Source organism: Streptomyces sp. NPDC058637, from assembly GCF_042717325.1.
GTDB lineage: Bacteria > Actinomycetota > Actinomycetes > Streptomycetales > Streptomycetaceae > Streptomyces.
Window position 1 is genome coordinate 48,172 of the sequence record NZ_JBHXRD010000006.1, and the last position, 17,888, is coordinate 66,059.

General features: G+C 68.6%; 21 protein-coding genes and 1 pseudogene. 14 read left to right on the top strand and 8 right to left on the bottom strand.

Going from position 1 to position 17,888, the window contains the following annotated elements; genetic code table 11:
• The first annotated feature begins 160 nt into the window (after positions 1-160).
• The 9 genes and pseudogenes from ACFWVP_RS07640 to ACFWVP_RS07680 all read left to right on the top strand — a co-directional run bounded on the left by ACFWVP_RS07640 (position 161) and on the right by ACFWVP_RS07680 (position 4,290).
• Entirely contained in the window at positions 161-409 is a 249-nt protein-coding gene (locus tag ACFWVP_RS07640) for a hypothetical protein (protein WP_384494434.1), read from the top strand.
• Positions 406-778, top strand: a pseudogene (locus ACFWVP_RS07645) (DNA-binding protein). Before ACFWVP_RS07640 ends, ACFWVP_RS07645 begins: the two are co-directional and overlap by 4 nt.
• 311 nt (positions 779-1,089) lie before the next feature.
• Positions 1,090-1,437: a transcriptional regulator gene (locus tag ACFWVP_RS07650; protein ID WP_275536047.1), complete on the top strand. Its 348-nt coding sequence runs from the start codon at positions 1,090-1,092 to the stop codon at positions 1,435-1,437.
• Positions 1,434-2,105, top strand: a complete 672-nt coding sequence (locus ACFWVP_RS07655; protein ID WP_384494436.1) for a nucleotidyl transferase AbiEii/AbiGii toxin family protein — start codon at positions 1,434-1,436, stop codon at positions 2,103-2,105. Before ACFWVP_RS07650 ends, ACFWVP_RS07655 begins: the two co-directional genes overlap by 4 nt.
• A gap of 88 nt (positions 2,106-2,193) precedes the next feature.
• Complete coding sequence (locus ACFWVP_RS07660; protein ID WP_384494437.1) at positions 2,194-2,679, top strand: hypothetical protein; 486 nt, start codon at positions 2,194-2,196, stop codon at positions 2,677-2,679.
• Between the two features lie 61 nt (positions 2,680-2,740).
• Entirely contained in the window at positions 2,741-2,989 is a 249-nt protein-coding gene (locus ACFWVP_RS07665) for a hypothetical protein (protein WP_384494438.1), read from the top strand.
• Positions 2,986-3,387: a DNA-binding protein gene (locus ACFWVP_RS07670; protein ID WP_384494440.1), complete on the top strand. Its 402-nt coding sequence runs from the start codon at positions 2,986-2,988 to the stop codon at positions 3,385-3,387. The genes ACFWVP_RS07665 and ACFWVP_RS07670 overlap by 4 nt, the downstream gene beginning before the upstream one ends.
• A 307-nt stretch (positions 3,388-3,694) precedes the next feature.
• Positions 3,695-3,970, top strand: a complete 276-nt coding sequence (locus ACFWVP_RS07675; RefSeq protein ID WP_384494441.1) for a hypothetical protein — start codon at positions 3,695-3,697, stop codon at positions 3,968-3,970.
• On the top strand, positions 3,967-4,290 hold the full coding sequence (locus tag ACFWVP_RS07680; RefSeq protein WP_384494443.1) for a hypothetical protein: 324 nt from the start codon (positions 3,967-3,969) through the stop codon (positions 4,288-4,290). The genes ACFWVP_RS07675 and ACFWVP_RS07680 overlap by 4 nt, the downstream gene beginning before the upstream one ends.
• Before the next feature lie 452 nt (positions 4,291-4,742).
• Here ACFWVP_RS07680 and ACFWVP_RS07685 read toward each other — a convergent pair whose 3' ends face one another.
• Entirely contained in the window at positions 4,743-5,087 is a 345-nt protein-coding gene (locus ACFWVP_RS07685) for a MerR family transcriptional regulator (protein ID WP_384494445.1), read from the bottom strand.
• 1,301 nt (positions 5,088-6,388) lie between these two features.
• On the opposite strand from ACFWVP_RS07685, the gene ACFWVP_RS07690 reads away from it, so the two are divergent.
• Entirely contained in the window at positions 6,389-6,973 is a 585-nt protein-coding gene (locus ACFWVP_RS07690) for a hypothetical protein (RefSeq protein WP_384494446.1), read from the top strand.
• A 261-nt stretch (positions 6,974-7,234) separates the two neighbouring features.
• Here ACFWVP_RS07690 and ACFWVP_RS07695 read toward each other — a convergent pair whose 3' ends face one another.
• Positions 7,235-8,572: a YncE family protein gene (locus tag ACFWVP_RS07695; RefSeq protein ID WP_384494448.1), complete on the bottom strand. Its 1,338-nt coding sequence runs from the start codon at positions 8,570-8,572 to the stop codon at positions 7,235-7,237.
• Between the two features lie 226 nt (positions 8,573-8,798).
• A complete protein-coding gene (locus ACFWVP_RS07700; protein WP_384494733.1) occupies positions 8,799-9,287 on the bottom strand; it encodes a hypothetical protein in 489 nt (162 codons plus the stop codon).
• 274 nt (positions 9,288-9,561) lie between these two features.
• Between ACFWVP_RS07700 and ACFWVP_RS07705 the strand changes: the two genes are divergently transcribed.
• From ACFWVP_RS07705 to ACFWVP_RS07715, 3 genes are all read left to right on the top strand, one after another.
• The gene (locus ACFWVP_RS07705) at positions 9,562-9,897 is read left to right on the top strand and encodes an ArsR/SmtB family transcription factor (RefSeq protein ID WP_384494450.1); all 336 of its coding nucleotides are present in this window, start codon (positions 9,562-9,564) and stop codon (positions 9,895-9,897) included.
• Between the two features lies 1 nt (position 9,898).
• On the top strand, positions 9,899-10,603 hold the full coding sequence (locus ACFWVP_RS07710) for a cation transporter (protein WP_384494452.1): 705 nt from the start codon (positions 9,899-9,901) through the stop codon (positions 10,601-10,603).
• A gap of 96 nt (positions 10,604-10,699) precedes the next feature.
• Positions 10,700-11,050 (top strand): hypothetical protein, encoded by a 351-nt coding sequence (locus tag ACFWVP_RS07715; protein ID WP_384494454.1) that lies wholly within the window; start codon positions 10,700-10,702, stop codon positions 11,048-11,050.
• 90 nt (positions 11,051-11,140) lie between these two features.
• On the opposite strand, the gene ACFWVP_RS07720 is transcribed toward ACFWVP_RS07715, so the two are convergent.
• Both ACFWVP_RS07720 and ACFWVP_RS07725 read right to left on the bottom strand, forming a co-directional pair.
• Entirely contained in the window at positions 11,141-11,914 is a 774-nt protein-coding gene (locus tag ACFWVP_RS07720; RefSeq protein ID WP_384494455.1) for a polysaccharide deacetylase family protein, read from the bottom strand.
• 360 nt (positions 11,915-12,274) lie between these two features.
• Positions 12,275-12,874 (bottom strand): hypothetical protein, encoded by a 600-nt coding sequence (locus ACFWVP_RS07725; RefSeq protein ID WP_384494456.1) that lies wholly within the window; start codon positions 12,872-12,874, stop codon positions 12,275-12,277.
• Positions 12,875-13,322: 448 nt separating this feature from the next.
• Between ACFWVP_RS07725 and ACFWVP_RS07730 the strand changes: the two genes are divergently transcribed.
• Entirely contained in the window at positions 13,323-14,084 is a 762-nt protein-coding gene (locus tag ACFWVP_RS07730; RefSeq protein WP_384494458.1) for a DUF1838 family protein, read from the top strand.
• 223 nt (positions 14,085-14,307) lie between these two features.
• On the opposite strand, the gene ACFWVP_RS07735 is transcribed toward ACFWVP_RS07730, so the two are convergent.
• The 3 genes from ACFWVP_RS07735 to ACFWVP_RS07745 all read right to left on the bottom strand — a co-directional run bounded on the left by ACFWVP_RS07735 (position 14,308) and on the right by ACFWVP_RS07745 (position 17,845).
• Positions 14,308-15,585 (bottom strand): LAETG motif-containing sortase-dependent surface protein, encoded by a 1,278-nt coding sequence (locus tag ACFWVP_RS07735; RefSeq protein ID WP_384494460.1) that lies wholly within the window; start codon positions 15,583-15,585, stop codon positions 14,308-14,310.
• A gap of 470 nt (positions 15,586-16,055) precedes the next feature.
• Complete coding sequence (locus ACFWVP_RS07740; RefSeq protein ID WP_384494462.1) at positions 16,056-16,847, bottom strand: ABC transporter permease; 792 nt, start codon at positions 16,845-16,847, stop codon at positions 16,056-16,058.
• The gene (locus tag ACFWVP_RS07745) at positions 16,844-17,845 is read right to left on the bottom strand and encodes an ATP-binding cassette domain-containing protein (protein ID WP_384494464.1); all 1,002 of its coding nucleotides are present in this window, start codon (positions 17,843-17,845) and stop codon (positions 16,844-16,846) included. Before ACFWVP_RS07745 ends, ACFWVP_RS07740 begins: the two co-directional genes overlap by 4 nt.
• Positions 17,846-17,888 lie beyond the last annotated feature (43 nt).

The following is a 17,888-nucleotide window of genomic DNA, read 5'->3' on the forward strand; positions in this document are numbered from 1 at the left end:
GTGCCGGGCCGCCGGTACCACGGGCATCGCTGCGGGCTCTCATTCCGCTGCGAATAGCTGGGAGCGGCAAAAGCCGCGCCGCTTTCATCATGCGACCTCGACTGTGGAGCGTCCGGGGAAGCCACAAGCCCTCCTGTGCATACTCCGGCATGCTTGGCGTATGTCCTCAACGACTCGCATCACCGTCACGCTCCCCAGCGACCAGGTGGCGGAGCTCCGCAAGCTCACGGACAACGTCTCCGGCTACGTGGCGGAAGCCGTAGCGCGCCAGATCCGGCACCAGCTCCTGGGCGACGACCTTCGTCGCCATGAGGAGGAGCACGGGGCCTTCAGCGACGAGGAGCTCGCCGAGGCCCGCGCGAGGATCTTCGGCTCCGCCGGCTCTTCCAAGGATGCGGACGCCGCGTGAGCGAGCGCATCGAAACCGTCGTCCTGGACTCGGAAGGGCTGTCCGCCTGGATCGCGCAGGACCGCAAGGTCCTCGCGACGCTTCAGGTCTTCCACGACCTGGGAGCCGACCTGGTCGTCGGGGCCAACACCATCGTGGAAGTGACCCACTCCCGCACCAACATGCCTCGCCTGAACTGGACGCTGTCCCGCATCAAGGTGGCAGCGGAGCTGCTCAAAGGTGCCGGACTGCACGGGCACAAGTACGCCATCGAACGCCACGGTCGCCGAGGTCGCGCTCCGCCAGACGAAACCCGTCGCCCTGCTGACCTCCGACAGCGACGACACGACCAAGCTCTGCGGCAGCCAGGTTCGCATCATCCCTCTCTGACCAGTCGGCCCGCCCGGAGCACGCGTCGCACTGCCGGCTCTCGTGCCCCATCCGTGCCCAGCAGAGCGGACAACAGCGGTCAGATACGGTTCCCAGAGACCGGGAGCCATCCACCTGCCCGATCCGAAACCGCAGGTCAGAGCCCCTCCAGCAGCGTAAGAACCGTTGATTCCCAAGCTCAGAGCGCGAGTTCGATTCTCGTCACCCGCTCCATGAAAAAGCCCCAGGCCAGCGGCCGGGGGCTTCTTTGTATGCAGCACCTTGTCACTGTCCGGTCGGCCACCAGCGGCCCCTCCCTGGATAATCGGGGTATGGCATCACAGCCCAGTCTTTCCGATCTCCGCCGGGCCAAGTTCGCCCGGCGGGCACCCGCGGCGCTCTCCGAGCTCGTCGGCCCCGAGCACGGCACAGTGAGCCTGCCACTCCACCTGGCGTGGTCGGGACTGACCACTTTCAACCTCGATCAGCCCCGGTTGCGGATGAGCTACTACCGCATCGTCCTGGCCGAGGGCCAGCATGACGATCTGATCCGGTACCTCAATCATGGCCTTCTCATCAGCCTGTGGCCCACACTGCGCATGCTGATCAGCCGTGATGTCCGTGAAGTCTGGGAACGCTCCTTCGACGAGTTGGCTCACAGGGCCCAGGCCGCGGCGTGAACCTGACCGACCTGCACCGTCGCTTGCTTGCTGACGTGCTTGCCGTAGGCGGTGCATACCCTCTGGCGCTTACCGGTGGCTATGCGGTCCAGGCGCACGGCCTCGTCGACCGGCTCAGCCAGGACCTCGACGTCGCGACCGAGAACCCCGAGCGCATGGAGGACATTGCGACTGCCGTGCGCATCGGCTTGGAGCAGCGCGGGTGGCAGGTCAGCGCTCTGGAGACAGACCCGCTGTCCGCGCGCCTGATCGTCACCGATCCCACCAGCCGTGAAGAGTGCGAAGTCGACATCCTCAAGGAAGCCCTCTGGCGACCGCCTGTGCACACCGAGCACGGCTTGGTGCTGTCACTCGAAGATGTCGTTGGAACCAAGGTCCGCGCGCTGTCCGACCGCGGGCTCGCCAGAGACCTGATCGACGTTCAGGCCGCAGCGAACCACTGGAGTCACGTCGAACTCGAAGAGCTCGGACGGCGCCATGCCCGCGACTCCTTCGACCTGAGCGAGCTGCAAGCTCGACTGGGCGGAGCCGACTGGATCGACGACACGGAATTCACCGCCTACGGACTCGACGAGCAAGCAATCACCAGGCTGCGGCAGTGGGCACAGACATGGGCCGGCGACATCGGCGAGCGACTCCAGGAGCAGGAGGCTCCGCACGAAGACTGAGGGCCGCGCACAGACCGGACGTGCTCGGCAGGATGCACCTCAGGCTGCTCATCGCAACGTCCCCATCCGCGCGGCACTGTTGAACTGGTTGGTTTCCACGGCCTACGACGCCTCCGACGAGATCGTGGGCCGCACGGAGCAGTACTTCCCTGACCTCCTAGCCCCCGGCACCATCGTGGCGTCCTTCCGGGACCTGCGCCCGATGTTCTATCAGGCTGTCTCGCCCTTCCTCCGAGACAGCCACGAGGACGTGCGCGAAGCCGCCGTTATCGCCGCGCTCATCCTCGCCGAGCACCCCGCGCTCGCCGAGCACCGCGATCACCTCGCCGTGCACGCGCGCGCCATCCTGGACACCAGCGGCGATGACCCCAACCGGCGTGTTGCCCGGAAGGCGCTCGAAGCATGGGGCCACGACGTCCCCGCGCCTGAGCCTTTCCTGGAGGAGCCCTGGGACTGGGGGCCACAAAGCGATGGCCGCTGCTATCTCGAACCGCCCTTCCAACCAATACGCGGATGGCCTGAGGGCGGATACTCCCAGCGCCGGAAGCCGCACCCTCCAGTCGCGAGACCTTGACCGGAACGATCGGTGCCGCAAACCCAAACCCTCTCGCGCATACTCCAGCATGCTTGGACTTATGTCCTCAACGACTCGCATCACCGTCACGCTCCCCAGCGCTCAGGTGGCGGAGCTCCGCAAGCTCACGGACAACGTCTCCGGCTATGTAGCGGAAGCCGTGGCCCGCCAGATCAGGCACCAGCTCCTGGGCGACGACCTCCGCCGCCACGAGGAAGAGCATGGAGGCTTCAGCGACGAGGAACTCGCCGAAGCCCGCGCGAAGATCTTCGGCACCGCCGGCTCAGCGAAGGACGCGGACGCCGCGTGAGCGAGCGCATCGAAACCGTCGTCCTGGACTCGGAAGGGCTCTCCGCCTGGATCGCGCAGGACCGCAAGCTCCTCGCGATGCTTCAGATCTTCCACGACATGGGAGCCGACCTGGTGATCGGGGCCAATACCATCGCGGAAGTCAGCCACTCCCGCACCAACATGCCTCGCCTGAACTGGGCCCTCTCCCGGGTCAAAGTGGAGCCGGTCACCGAACAAGCGGCGAAAGCTGCAGCGGAACTGCTCAAGGGCGTTGGGCTGCACGGGCACAAGTACGCCATCGATGCGACGGTCGCCGAGGTCGCCCTACGTCAGCCGAAACCCGTCGCCCTCCTGACCTCCGACGGCGACGACATGACCAAGCTCTGTGGCAACCAGGTCCGCGTCGTCCCCCTCTGACTCGTCGGCCCGCCCGGAACACGCGTCGCACTGCCAGCTCTCGTGCCCCATCCGTGCCCAGCAGAGCGGACAACAGCGGTCAGATACGGCTCCCAGAGGCAGGAAGCCATCCACCTGCGCATCCCGAAATCGCAGGTCAGAGCCCCTCCAAAAAGCGTAAGAACCGGCGGCCTGACCACCCTTCCTATCAAGGAGCCCGAACCATGCCCGCCCACGCACTCCACTTCGATGGGTACGAGGGGGAACCCCTGCGGTTGCCACCCATGCCCGAACGCACGCGCCCGAACGCACGCCTCAAGCACTCCGGTTGGCCATTCAGGAACACGCCCCACACCTCCTCCCGGACTTCGAGGCCCACTGGAAGCGCGTCATTGGCGACGCCTTCAGCATCACCCCCGTGCCAGCCTTCATGCGCCTGTGGTGGACGCAGTACGCCATCGCGCGAAATCCCGTTCTCGACTCGCACGTTCGCGATCTCGAAGCCCGCGCAGCCGAGTCCGATGACCCCGAGGAATCCATCCGGCTCCTGGAGGAGTACAGCCGCCTCCGGCACGAAGCCGCCGAGAGGAAGCCCGGAGAGTGATCGACGAACCACTCCGGCCGCCTTGGCAGATGGACTGGACGAAGCAGGCACAGCACGACTTCCAGAGCATGCCCGCCGAAGGCAGTGACCTCGTCATGAGTGCTCGTGCGAAACTGATCACCGCCGAAGACCCGTACTTCCGGGGAATCGACGCCGAAGTCTCGCTCCCGCACTGGATGACCGTCCGGCCACCGGCTTCCACGAACCCCGGCGGCCCCCACATCGTGGACCTGGCCGGCGGACGCGGCTGGCTCATCTACACCTTCATGCGCCGCCACGCCGACCCACAGATCGTCGTCACCGATGCCTTCTGGGCCTGACGTCTGCGCCACCGCAGCGTCTGCACCACGGAAAGCTTCCGCTTTCTGCCACCGCTCCGGCAAATCACCTCAGGTTGATGACCTGCCGTCGGCGTGCCCCATCCGTGCCCTTCGGAGCGGAGAACAGCGGTCAAGCACGGCGTCCAGAGGCCTCGCCGAGCTCACTCGATTTGGCCAAACATGCAGGTCAGAGCCACTTCGGCAGCCCAGGCGCCGTTAACTCGGAAGCTCGGTGCGCGGGTTCGATTCTCGTCACCCGTTCCACGGCTCGACACACCTGCCTGGACTGAGGCCGCGTTGTCTGGTCACGGCCAGGGCTTCGCCCCGGGTCCCGCGGCGAAGCCTGGGGGCTTTCGCCGCCGGTCTCCGGACAACTGGTCCGCCCATTCCTCCGCGAGCTCTCTCAGCCCGCGGCGTCCCGCGCCACACCGCCATGTGTATCCACCCGCCGGTCAGCCGTCTTCGGCCGCGGTCGTGGGCGCCGATTCAGCAGTGCGGCGGTACTCGGCGTTGATGCGCTGGGCTTCCTCGAGCTGGTCTTCGAGAATGACGATGCGGCAAGCGGCTTCGATGGGAGTGCCATCGTCGACGAGCTCCCGGGCGCGGGCCGCGATGCGTAGCTGGTAGCGGGAGTAGCGACGGTGGCCGCCTGCGGAGCGCAGCGGAGTGATCAGGCGGGCCTCGCCGACGGCGCGGAGGAAACCCTGGGTCGTGCCGAGCATTTCGGCAGCCCGGCCCATGGTGTAAGCGGGATAGTCGTCGTCGTCGAGACGACCGAAGGAGTCATCTGCTGTCATTGCACCTCTCTCGTGGAACGCGTCGAGGGGCCCCGGTGCCATGTGCACCGGGGCCCCGAAGGAACTGCTACACCATCTGCCGGCCCTGATACTGCGCCGGCCTTTTGTTTCCGCATGCCCGACCTGAATGCTGTCGTCGGGGGTACGGGGATCGCGGTTGCTTGACCGGAGACCACCTCACTATCGATGTCCTGCGGTACCCGGGCTCAAGACTTCCGCCCGGGCGATCCTGATGGCGCCTGGTTCCTCCGTTCTTCCCTCAGGGATCATTCACTCGCCTACTACCGGTACTGCTCGGTGGCCCTTGGTAGCGCCACTCTTCGACAGCCAGCCCCGTCGCCCGTCCTGCATCTGCTCTGGCTTGGAACCCCACTGCCGAACCTCCCGGTGCGCGCGCCCGCAGCCGACGCCTTCACCGAGGTGCTGCTCACTTCACTTCACTGCTGGGTACTGCTCCCGGCGGCCCCTGATCACTGCGGGCCACCCGGTCCGACTGTCAGTCCCGTCGCCATCTGCACGAAACCTGGCTTCGCGACTCCACCGCCGAACCGTCCTGCGAACTGCATCTGCGGGGAACTTCGGGTACTTCAGCCAGGCAGTTCGTCTCTGCCAGGCCCTGCTGTCTTTCTGGCTACGAGAGAAACAATAGCCACACCACCGCCCAATGTCTACTACCGCCAACACAGATTCTCCAGCACTCGGGTAAGAGGTAATGTCCGGCAGATGCGCGAGGGGAGTGCCCGCGAACCTGCCACCGCTTCTGCTTCCCCATGTCACCGTCAGGTTGGGAAAGGTGGGCAGCGCCTGTGGCCTGCGCGGGCCGGTCGGGGTACCGCCCAAGGCACCGGGAGGAACTGAGAGCTGGTGCGGCGCCGTGGCCGGTGCCGACACTCCGGCTCCGCCCTTTCTCCAGGGGTGCGTCCGCAGGGCCCTCGGATGCCCGAGCGAGGGCGTACCGGCGAAGGACCTGTCGGTCCTGGGGCAGCGCCTGTCCCGGAGGCGACCGTGTCTGCGCCGTGTCCGGATCGTCCACTCCACCTGGCCACCCGTTGACCGGACACAGGTACACGGCTGCCGTTCGCTCGGCGGACCTTCCGGAAGCCCGCATACGGGGGCGCGGGCGACCGGGCGAAGGCAGTGCTCAGGACGGACCAGGGGGCCGGGGTTCTCCTGCCGGCCCGACCAACCGCCGTGTGCGTGTAGCCCGGATGCGTCGTCCCTGTGGTGCACCGGTTTCACTGCGGCGAGCGTGAGGGGTGGTCCGGGGACACCTTCGGGCCTTCTCTCGGTGAGGAGCAACGATGTCGGAACGCAATACCGTCTTGCGCAGCGTGCACGATCTGGGCATGGCCGCCTGGTTCGGCGGGTCCCTGATGGGCGCCGTCGGCCTGAACGGCGCCGCCCGGCATGAGGGCCGTACGGAGGACGAATCCTCCAGGATCGCCAGTGCCGGCTGGGCGAAGTGGACACCGGTGAACGGCGTGGCGATCGGTGCGCACCTGATCGGTGGCACCGGCCTGCTGGCCGCCAACGCCGCCCGTGTGCAGACCCAGCAGGGGGTCGCCGCCTCGACCCTTGCCAAGACGGCGCTGACCGGGGCCGCGCTGGCCGCGACCGCGTACAGCCGGGTGCTGGGCAAGAAACTCGAACTCTCCACGTCCGGCGATCCGGACGATCTGGAGAAGGCGGTCAACCACCCCGTCGACCTGGACAAGGCCCGCAGTCACCTGGCGCTGATGCAGTGGGTCATTCCAGCCCTCACCGGTGCCATCGTGGTGCTGAACGCCCTGCACGGAGAGCAGCAGCGCCCCCTCCAGCAGAAGATCGGCATGCTGCAGAGGGCCACGTCTCAGGTACCCATGCCTCACCTCAACCGCGCCTGCTGAGCGCGCGCGCCCATCGAACGCGCGTAGCCGGAATCGGACCGACGGCAGCGTGCACCGGGCCGGCCACTGCAAGGCGCACAGCGTGACGCTCCGGCTCGACGGGACCGCACCCAGGGAGCGCGTTTCCACCGAACTCCGCGACACGCTGATGTCCGGCCCCGAGCCACGCGGTCCATCCGCCGTCCTCGTACCGCAACCGTATTGGGGTCGAAGGCCCCGGACCTGGCTGGTCCGGGGCCTTCGGTGGGGTGTTCCGGGTGGCTACCTGGTGATCGTCACCGTCACCTGGGCCGTCGCGGGTGTATGCAGTCCGTCACCGTTGTAGGTGGCGGTGTAGGTGATGTCACCTGCCTCGCGCGGGCGTTCCGTGATCGTGAACCCGCCCGTCGTCGTGGAGAGGGGGAAGGAACCGACCGGTGTGCCGGCCGGGTGTTCCGCGTCCGTGCGTGTCACTTCCACCGTGGTGCCGGTGGGGAAGGACTCCGCTGCCGACAGCTGTCCGGTGACGGTCAGGTCCCGGCCCTTGCGGGAGGTCGCGGGGGCCTGGAGGCCGAGGGTGGTGTCCAGCTTGCCGGCGTCCGGGAGGACGTGGAGCGTGGGAGCGCTGCCGTACGAGAATCCCGTGATCGCGAAGAGGCGGTTCTCGTCCGGTGCCCAGGCCAGGCCGTCACGCTGGAGGTCGTCCACGACGTACTCGCGGAACGCCGGCCAGGTGGTGCCCGGGCGGTAGGTCTTCACGAAGTCGCCGTCCGCGCCCGTCGCCACTGTTCCGTCGGCCGCCACGGCCACGGCGTTCGGGAATTGCCAGCTCGAGTGGAAGCCGTTCGACGACAGGTCCGACAGACGGACGATCTGGTGTTCGGACGGGTTGTTCGCCGCGACGACGATGTTCTGGCCGTCCGCCGTCACCGCGAAGTCGTTGAGATACGAGATCGACGGCGCCGAGATGAAGGAGCGCTCGGTGCGCTTGCGCAGGCTGCCGTCCGCCGTGTCGTAGACCGCCAGCGAGGCGGGGCTGACGCCCTCCTCGCCTGCCACCAGGACGTTCGGGTCGGCGGGGGACGATGCCAGGGCCGGGGCGTAGTACCAGTACCGGCCGCTCGGGACGAGCGTCGCCGCCGGGGCCGGAGAGGCCACGTCGAGTGAGCCGATGCCGCCGGTGCTGCCGACCGTGTAGCCGAACCACAGCTTGCCGCCCGCCATCGCCAGGCTCTGGGGCGCGGTGTCCGCTCCGGTCGGGTAGCGGCCGGTCCCGGTGAGGGTGGCGGTGTCGATCTCGGCGATCGCACCGACCGTCGACAGGGCCACGTACAGCTTGGTGGAGTCCGCCGAGAGCACGAGGCCCGCGGCCCCCTCCTCGGCGGTGATCTGCTGGACAACCGCGCCCGTGTAGTCGGTGACGACGATGCTGCCACCGGTCGGATCGCTGACGAACACCCGATCGTGCACTCCGTCGACGACGATGTCCCCGAACGAGGCGCTGGGCAGCGCCACACTCGTCTCCTCGGCCGTGGCCGTCCCCGCTCCCGCCCCGATCAGGGACAGCGAGCCGATGAGTGCTGTCGCCAACGCGACGGCGGTGCGTTTGTGGATGCGCAAGTGAACAAGGCCTCCTCGAATCGGGCGGCCGGTTTCGGCCTCCCGGTAAAGGAGCGCTGAGCGGTGGACAGGTGTCACTGGGAGGCCGCCGGCCGCGGCGCCGAGCTTGAGCTTCACTTCCCTTGCCGGTTCCGCCGCGCCGAAGCGTTGCGAACGCGCACCAACCAGGTTGGTGCGTCGTGGGATTGGGCGTGCGGAGAGGCAGGCGGCCAGGCGGCCGTGGAAGTCAGCCGCGCGTCGCTGTGCTGTAGACGTACAGGGCGATCACAGCAGCGACGCAGACGAGGATCGCCCATGAGCCGAAGCCGGTGTGCTTCCCCCTGGCCTTGGGCCGCGTGGCCTTCCCGGACCGCTTGGCCTTCCCGGACCGCTTGAACTGCTTCGGCCGCTTGGGCGCCGCCCGTCCCGGAGCGACCGGCGCCACCTCGGCAGCCGCCTCGGAGAGCAGGCGCCGACAGGTCGCGGCGAGCACGCCCGTACCGGCGGTCAGGGGCACCACTGCCTCCGAACGCGCCGGAGCGGTGGTCCCGCCGTCCAGGATGCGCCCCGCGCGTACGAGGACTTCGTCCCGGCCGCCGGCGGGAGCGAGGCTGATCCACCGCCGTACATGCTCACCCCGGATGACCACACCGCCGGACCGCTCCCGGTACACGGTGTGTTCCCGCCACAGGATGACGGCCAATTCCTCGGCAGTGCTGCGCAGTTGTGCGCCCACCACAACCCCCTCCCCCTCCGCCTCACGGCGAATCGAACAAGCATCGCACTCTAGTGGTCGCTGCACACGGGACCAAGGGGCGGGGGATTCGCGCGCCTGGAGGGCGAGTTCGAGCTTCGTCACTCGCTCCGTGATCCCCGGCCACCTCGTGGACCGGGCGCGCGGCGAGGAGTTCGGGGTACGGGTCTCCCCTTCGAAGGTGGGGGCTGCGCTGATCTCGCACCCCGCCTGTTCATGGTTTTCTGAATTCAGGATGCGCTGTACTCTCTGTCGGGTGCTGACTCTCGCCCGTGACATCGAGGCGCTGACCCGGTTCGGCCGCGCGCTCGCCGACCCGATCCGCTGCCGCATCCTGCTCGCCCTGCGCGATGCCCCCGCCTACCCCGCCGATCTCGCCGACGCGCTCGGCGTCTCCCGCACCCGGCTGTCGAACCACTTGGCGTGCCTGCGCGACTGCGGACTGGTCGTCACGGTGCCCGACGGCCGGCGGACCCGTTACGAACTGGCCGACGACCGTCTCGGCCACGCCCTGGACGATCTGCGCACCGCTGTGGTCGCCGTCGAGGCGGACAGGACCTGCCCGGACGCGGCGACGAAGGACTGCTGCTGAGATGGCCGCGATATCCCTCGGGCCCACCCCGGCCCGCCGCGACGCGCTCACCAGGCGCATACGGCTGCTGGTCGCCGCCACCATCACCTACAACCTCGTCGAAGCCGTCGTCGCCATCACCGCGGGGACGATCGCCTCCTCCACCGCGCTGATCGGCTTCGGCCTGGACTCCGTCATCGAGGTCTCCTCCGCGGCGGCGGTCGCCTGGCAGTTCTCGGCCCGCGACCACGCGCTGCGCGAGGCCCGCGAGAGGACGACCCTGCGGATCATCGCCGTCTCCTTCTTCGCGCTCGCCGCGTACGTCGGCATCGACGCCGTACGCGCGCTGGCCGGCACCGGCGAGGCCGAACGCTCCGTCCCCGGCATCGTCATCGCCGCCCTCTCACTCGCGATCATGCCGTTCCTGTCGGCCGCACAGCGCGGGGCCGGGCGCGAACTCGGTTCCGCCAGTGCGGTCGCCGACTCCAGGCAGACCCTCTTGTGCACCTACCTGTCCGCCGTACTCCTGGTCGGCCTGGTCCTGAACGCCACCCTGGGCTGGTCGTGGGCCGACCCGATCGCCGCTCTGGTGATCGCCGTCATCGCGGTGAAGGAAGGCCGCGACGCCTGGCAGGGCAAGGGCTGCTGTGTGCCCCCCGCGACAGCCGTTCCCGCAATGGCGGAAGACGCATGCGGGTGCCGCCCCGGATGCACCTGCTGCACCTGAGGACGGCGTGGAGGAAGGCGGCGCCTTCCCCACCCGGCCGGGCGCCGTTCGTCTCGCGCCTCATGGCGGCGGCGTGAGCGCTGACGGCGGCCGGTCATGAGGCTCCGGTCTCCGGCCGCCGAGGACGGCGAGCCCGTCGGCACCGCGTACGGCTTCGCGGTCGAGGCGGACACGGGGTGGTGGGACGAACTGACCGAGCCCGTACCCGACGACATGCGGCGCGAGGACGGGTGCCACACCTTCGGCCTCATGGAACTCGCCGTACGCGGACCGTGGCGCGGGCAGGGTGTCGCGCGGTGTCTGCACGAGACCCTGCTCAACCGCGTCGAGGCCCGACGGGTGTTGCCGAACGTCCACCCGGACGGCAAGGCCGCGTCGGCGGCCTACCGGGCGTGGGCTATCGCACGACCGGCGAGGCGCGCACCTGGGAAACCCGGACCTCTATGACGTCATGCTGCTGGACCTGCGTGTGTGACGACCGCGTACAGGCCTTCCGTGGCTGGGGGTTCCGCACCGCGGCGCCCGCAGGTGCCTCGCTCATCGCACGGGGAAGCCGAAGACGTACCCCTGCTCCTTCAGCCAGGGCAGTACCTCGCGCAGCGCTGCCACGGTCTGGGAGCGGTCGCCTCCCGCGTCGTGGAAGAGGACGGTCGGCCCGCCGGAGATCTCGTTCCTGACGGTGGCGACCATGGTGTCCGCGCCGGGACGCTCGAAGTCCTTGGAGTCGACGTTCCAGCCCAGCGGCCGCATTCCGTGCGACGCGGCGAGCTTGCGGCTGTACGGGGTGAAGGCACCGCCCGGGGCCCGGTAGTACTGCGACCGTACGCCGCCGGACGCCTTGATGATCATGCGTTCGGCGTCCAGGATCTGCTGGGACTGGTACTGCTCGGACTTCGTGTCCATGGTGGTGTCGTGCGAGACCGTGTGGTTGCACAGCCGGTGCCCGTCCGCCACGACCTCCTTGACCAGGTCGGGATACATCTGGGCCTGCGGGCCCACCATGCAGAAGGTGGCCTTCACACCACTGTCCTTCAGCAGTTGGAGCACCTGCGGGGTCCAGGCCGGGTCCGGGCCGTCGTCGATGGTGATGTTGACACCCCGTGCGCCACGGTCCGACGCGTGCGCGATGTCCGCCGCCACCTCGGTCACTTCCTGCTCGGGGCCCGGCGCCGAGACACGCGCCTGCGGCTGCCGTCCGCCGAGGGGGTCGGCCTGCGCGGTCCACACCGAGGCGGCGGCGGCCAGCGTCGTCACCCCGAGGGCTGCCGCGACAAGCCGGCTGTTCCATCCCCTTCCCCTGTGCTTCGCCATGTCAGCCCGCCCCTTTGTCGTCTCCGCCGATGTCCTGCGCCCATGGAGACGTACGAACATCCCAGCAGGCTCCCTCTGTTACCGATCACAGACAGAAGCGGAGTGGGCCGGCGACATACACGCGAATTCCGCGACGGACGGGGACGCGAGGACCTGGACCGCCGGCGGCTGATCTCCACGGGGCACGGGTTCTGTCCGCACACGCGGACGCCCGGCCGGGGATTCCGGCCGGGCGTCTGTTCGAACTGTTGACCACAGCCGCCGGAGCGGTTGGTCGCTGTGCCCTCCCGAATTCATCACCGGAAAGGGGCTCGGGCCTCCGGCGGGCTTCTGGAATGCGGCTTCCAGAATGCCGTCAGGTCAGATCGTCGGTGTGTCGTCGACGATTTCCTTGTGCGGCTCGACAATGAACTTCCAGCCTTCGCTGGGCTCCAGGAACCGCACGCGGGTCGGATAGATGTCCAGGGCACGGCGGTCGCGGTTCTGGCTGTTCGTGTTCTTCCGGCCCCGGGCCGGCTCCTCGTACAGGTCGACCTTGACGTCCGGCACCGCGACGATTTCCTCGCTCCAGCGCTGCACGACCCCCGCACCGAATGCGTCCCGCGCGGCGGAGTAGAGCGAATCCAGGGAATCCTTGTTCCCGGCGGGCACGAAGAGGGCGAGGTTCAGGAGGACGCCGGCGCTCTGGAGGACCTCGATTTCCTGCCCGGCCTTGTCGGCGATCCAGATGCCGCCCTCTTCGGCATTGTCCGGGAGTACGTGGACCTCCTCGCCGAAGACGGTCCTCGCCACGAAGGCACCTCCCTCGAAATTCTTGCCCGGTTCCGTGAGGAAAGCCGGCGCATAGCAGTCGAGAGAGAGGTCGTCCACTCCCGCCGAGACGAAGATGCCGTCCTGAAGGCCCAAGCCTGAAACCTCATCGGCCGTAAGACGTCGAGCCGTAACCTTCTCGGTATTCACGCCATTCCCCTTTTGATCGCGGCGTCCTGTGAATTCATTAACACTCTACCACGAAAATGATCACCCACTTTCCATTACCCGCAGCCTCACGTTCACAGCGACAGCGGTCAACCTCCAAGTAATTACGACCGGGAGAACGAGGGCTCTCACTCCACATCACCCGCGAAACACAGCACGCGCGGAGCATGCGATTGCGGAACCGTGCGAGACGGGAGATACGCGAGCAAAATGCGCATTCATAGTGCTCCGTAACGAGCGAAAGCTTCCATCGAATCAAAAGCGGGTGGATTGTTTCCGCCCGACTCCGTCCGGGCTGTGGACAGCGGCCGCCGAAGAGGCCGGCGAAGCGGTGGGGGCGAGGACGTGGCAGCGGCTTCTTCCCGCCTGTTCCGTCCCGGGTGCGGTGTTTCCCGTCCGGCCGGGACAGCGGCCGCGCAGAGTGGTCCGTATGACGACACACGCGGGGACGACACCCGCAGAGCTGCTCCGGTCCTTCGCCCGCACCCGCGCCTCGCTCGACGGCGAGCACGTCACGTACTGGTGGTCAGGAGACGTGTATTCCTGGGGGCCTGACGAGCCCTATCAGCGCGTGTTCGGCTTCGAGGGGCTCAATGTCGCCCGGCTGGTCCGGGACGCCGAAGCCGGCCCGGACGCCTACCGGCTGCTCACCCGCGAGGCCGCCTTCTACCTGGACCCCGGCACCCGCGAGATCCTGGAGACGTGGCAGGACCTGCCGGTGGTGCACGTCTGGAACGATCCCGCGAACCAGAAGTGGCGGCCCTTCCCGATCCCGACGACCGAGCTCGGCGGACAGGTCTGCTTCAGCCTGGAGATCCCGCTGGCCTACCCCTCGCCACTGCCGGTGGCCGAGTATCCCGTCCACTCGGCCGGCGACACGTACAAAGCCTTGGAGCTGTTCCAGTTCTTCGCCGACCGCGCCGATCTGGCCGGCCCCGCTCCCGGTGTCCCTGCCACCATGTCGTGGACCAGGATGTCCCCGTGGCTCCCGTGGATGGCCCGTGGCCAGGCGCCCGGCGGCCTCACCTTCCACTGCCGGGGCCGCAAGCTGGACTCGTACGACGACGTTCCCGAGCGCACCCGTGCCTACATCGCCGACCACCACCCGGAGTTCGCCCGGGCGCCGGAGGAGTGGAGCGAGCCGAACGAGACCAGCTGGACGTACTTCCGCAAGCTCAACCCGCTCGAGTAGCTGCCGGGTTCAGGGCATTCGACAGGGCGTCCGTGTCACCACGACGGGCCCGACACCGGTCGGTGTCGGGCCCGTCGGGCATTCGGCGCGTGAGTCCGAAGGCCGGAGGCCGGGCGGCGGCCGCACTCATGCGGGGTGCGTGCCGGCGCCCCGCACTCATGCGGGGTGCGTGCCGGCGCCCGGCCTCATACAGGGTGCGTGGCCGCGCGCCCCGTCTCAGGCGTCAGGCGTGGGAGCCGGCCTTGCGGCGGCGTACGACGAACATGGCGCCCGCTCCGATCGCCAGGGCCGCGCCGCTCGCGAGGGCGAGCTGCGACGTCGCGGAGGACGAGCCCGTGGCGGCGAGGCTGCCGTTCACGGGACTGGCCGACGTGCCGCTCTGCGGCTTGAGGTCCGAGGTGTTCGGCTTGGTCGCACCGGGCTTGGCGTCGTCGACCTTGCCGGGCTTGCTGCCCGCGGCGGCGATCATGAACTCGTAGCCCTCGAGGTCGGGGGTTCCGCCGCAGGTGCCGTTGTCGTTGAAGTAGTCACCGGCGACGAAGGTGACGCCGTTGCCCGCGGGGGCGGCGGCGTCGATCGCGAGGCGCATCTTGATGTCGGCGTGGGCGCCGGCCTTCAGCGGGCTGATGGCGTCCATGTAGTGCTCGTTGTCGACGGTCTTCCACTTCGAGGACGAGCCGGACAGCCACTGCAGCTTCACCAGGTCGTCGAGCTCGTCGAGCCCGCTCTTGTCGGTCGCGTGGACGTAGGCGAAGGGAAGCACCTCGTCCATCGTCCTGTCGGTGCCGTTGGTCACCCGGAGCTTGAAGTTGACCTTCGTACCGGCGACGACGGTGGACGGCAGGCCCGTGACGACCGTCGTGAGCTTGGCCTCGGGGACGCAGTCCTCGCCCTCTTCCTCGGCCTCCTCCTTCGCGTCGGCCAGCGCCTTGTCCGCAGCGGTCTTGTCGGCGAGCGCCACCTTCGTGGCCTCCTGCGCCTGGCCCAGTGCCCGGGCTGCCTCGACCCGCGCGTCGTCCCGCGCGTCCACGGCCGTCACGACCGCGGCGTCGGCGGCGGTCTTGGCCTGGTCGGCGGTCACAGCGGCGGCCTCCGCCTCGGTGAGAGCCGTCGCCGCAGCGGTCCTCTCCTCCTCGGTGGCCGTTTCCGGAAGGCCGTCGACGACCGCCTTGGCATCGGTGACCGCCTGGTCGGCAGCGGTCTTGGCGGTGGCGGCCTCGGCCGCCACGACCTCGGCGGCCTTGGCGGCCACCGTCAGGGGGAAGGTGTCGGCGATGGTGGCTTCCAGAGCCGCCTCGGCGGCGCTCTCGGCGGCCACGGCGTCGTCGTACACCGCCTTGGCCGCGGCGGCGGCCTTTTCCAGTTCCGCGATGGACTGCTTCTTCTCCTGCGTCTGCGCTGCCGGCTTGTCATCGGCGAACGCGGGGGTAACCGACAGCAGGAGAACGGGCGTGGTCACTGCGGCGGCAACAGCCGTGGCAAGAATCCGGCGAATCTTCACAAGAGCCCTTCGGGTCCGAGATAAGAGAAGTCGCAGCGGAATGGGACACGCAGATGCGACCTGGGGTGATCGTATGGCCGGGACAACGACCGGCCCACACGATTTCTTCACCTGTTCCGGCCCGCACCGTGACGTGCCGACAGACAGAAAAGACGAAAGGGTGCAGTTGCTTTCACTACCTGTGTTTTCGCTGTGAGGAACGCCACATGACCGCGGGCGCGCCGTCGGGCGAACGGGCCCGCGTAACACCTGGGCTGCCCATGGGTGCCGGGGTCTCGCCGGGTTGCCGGCCTGACGGGCCGCAGTCGTGAAGCGAGCCGGCAGCACGGTGCGCGAAGTGCTGAACACCCCTTGCTGGAAGCCGCAGGTGCACTACGGGACAGCCGCGGAGCCCCAGGCCGGTGGCCTGGGGCTCCGTCGGTCTCGGGCCGTGAGGTGCTTGCGCGGCCGGGCCGAGTTCCTGAAGGCGGTTACGCCGGGTCGCTGTTGAACTTCGAGGTCGACCAGACGTAACCGAGCACCGTGAGCCCCACGCACCAGGCGACGGCGAGCCAGCCGTTGTGGCCGATCTCGGTGCCGAGCAGCAGGCCGCGCAGCGTCTCGATGGCGGGGGTGAAGGGCTGGTACTCGGCGATCGGCCGGAACCAGCCGGGCATCGTGTCGACCGGGATGAATGCGCTGGACAGGAGCGGCAGCAGGATCAAGGGCGTCGCGTTGTTGCTGGCGGCCTCGGCGCTGGGGCTGACCAGTCCCATACCGACCGCGATCCAGGTGAGCGCCATGGAGAAGAGCACGAGCAGCCCGAACGCCGCCACCCATTCCAGAGGGGTGGCATCCGTGGACCTGAAGCCGATGGCCACGCCGACGGCTCCGACGAGGACGACGCTGGCGACGCACTGCAGCACGCTGCCGACGACGTGCCCGACGATCACCGAGCCGCGGTGGATCGCCATGGTGCGGAAGCGGGCGATGATGCCCTCGGTCATGTCGTTGGAGACGGAGACGGCGGTCCCGATCGTGGTGCCGCCGATGGTCATGAGCAGGATGCCGGGGACGATGTAGGCGATGTACGCGGAGCGGTCCGCGCCGCCGCCGCCGATCCCCGCGCTCATCACGTCACCGAAGACGTACACGAAGAGCAGCAGCAGCATGACCGGGGTGAGCAGCAGGTTCAGGGTGAGGGACGGGTAACGGCGCGCGTGCAGGAGGTTGCGGCGCAGCATCGTGGACGAGTCGCGTACGGCGAGCGGGAGGGAACTCATCGGGCGTCCTCCTTGGTCTGGTGGGGGATGCCGGTCCCGCCGGTCAGGGCGAAGAACACGTCGTCGAGGTCGGGGGTGTGCACGGTGAGTTCGTCCGCCTCGATGCCGGCGGAGTCGAGCCGGTCGAGGATGGTGCGGAGCTCGCGCTGGCTGCCGTCGCTGGGGATCTGCAGGGACAGGGCCTCGTCGTCCCGGGTGATCTCGCCCAGGGTGGCGGCGGCGGACCGGTAGGCGGCGGGGTCGGCGAAGCGGAGCCGGACGTGTCCGCCGGGGACGATCCGCTTCAGCTCGTCCGCGGTGCCCTCGGCGGCGATCCTTCCGTCGTTGAGGACGGCGATGCGGTCGGCGAGTTCGTCGGCCTCCTCCAGGTACTGGGTGGTGAGGAGGACGGTGACGCCACCGGTGACGAGTTCGCGGATGATCCCCCACATGGTGTGGCGGGAGCGCGGGTCGAGGCCGGTGGTCGGCTCGTCGAGGAAGATGATCCGCGGGCTGCCGACCAGGGTCATGGCGATGTCCAGGCGGCGCTTCATGCCGCCGGAGTAGGTGGCGGCGGGCTTCTTCGCGGCGTCCACCAGGTCGAAGCGCTCCAGCAGGTCGGCGGCGACCCGTCGGCCCTCGCTCCTGGACAGGTGGTGCAGGTCCGCCATGAGGAGCATGTTCTCCTCGCCGGTGATCAGCCCGTCCACGGCGGAGAACTGCCCGGTGACCCCGATCGCGGACCGTACGGCCTGCGGGTCGGTGGCGATGTCGTGGCCGGCGACCTGGGCCTGTCCGCCGTCGGCGCCGATGAGTGTGGACAGGATCTTCACGGCGGTGGTCTTGCCGGCACCGTTCGGGCCGAGCAGGGCGAACACGGACCCGGCCGGGATGCGCAGATCGATCCCGTCGAGGACGAGCTTGTCCCCGTACGACTTGCGCAGACCGACGGCGGAGACGGCGGCGGGCGGTTCCTGGGCGGTACCGCTCTTGGATGTGGGCATGACAGATGAAGGCATGGGGCCCTACCGATCGAAGGCTGGAGTGGGGTGGAAGGTGGTT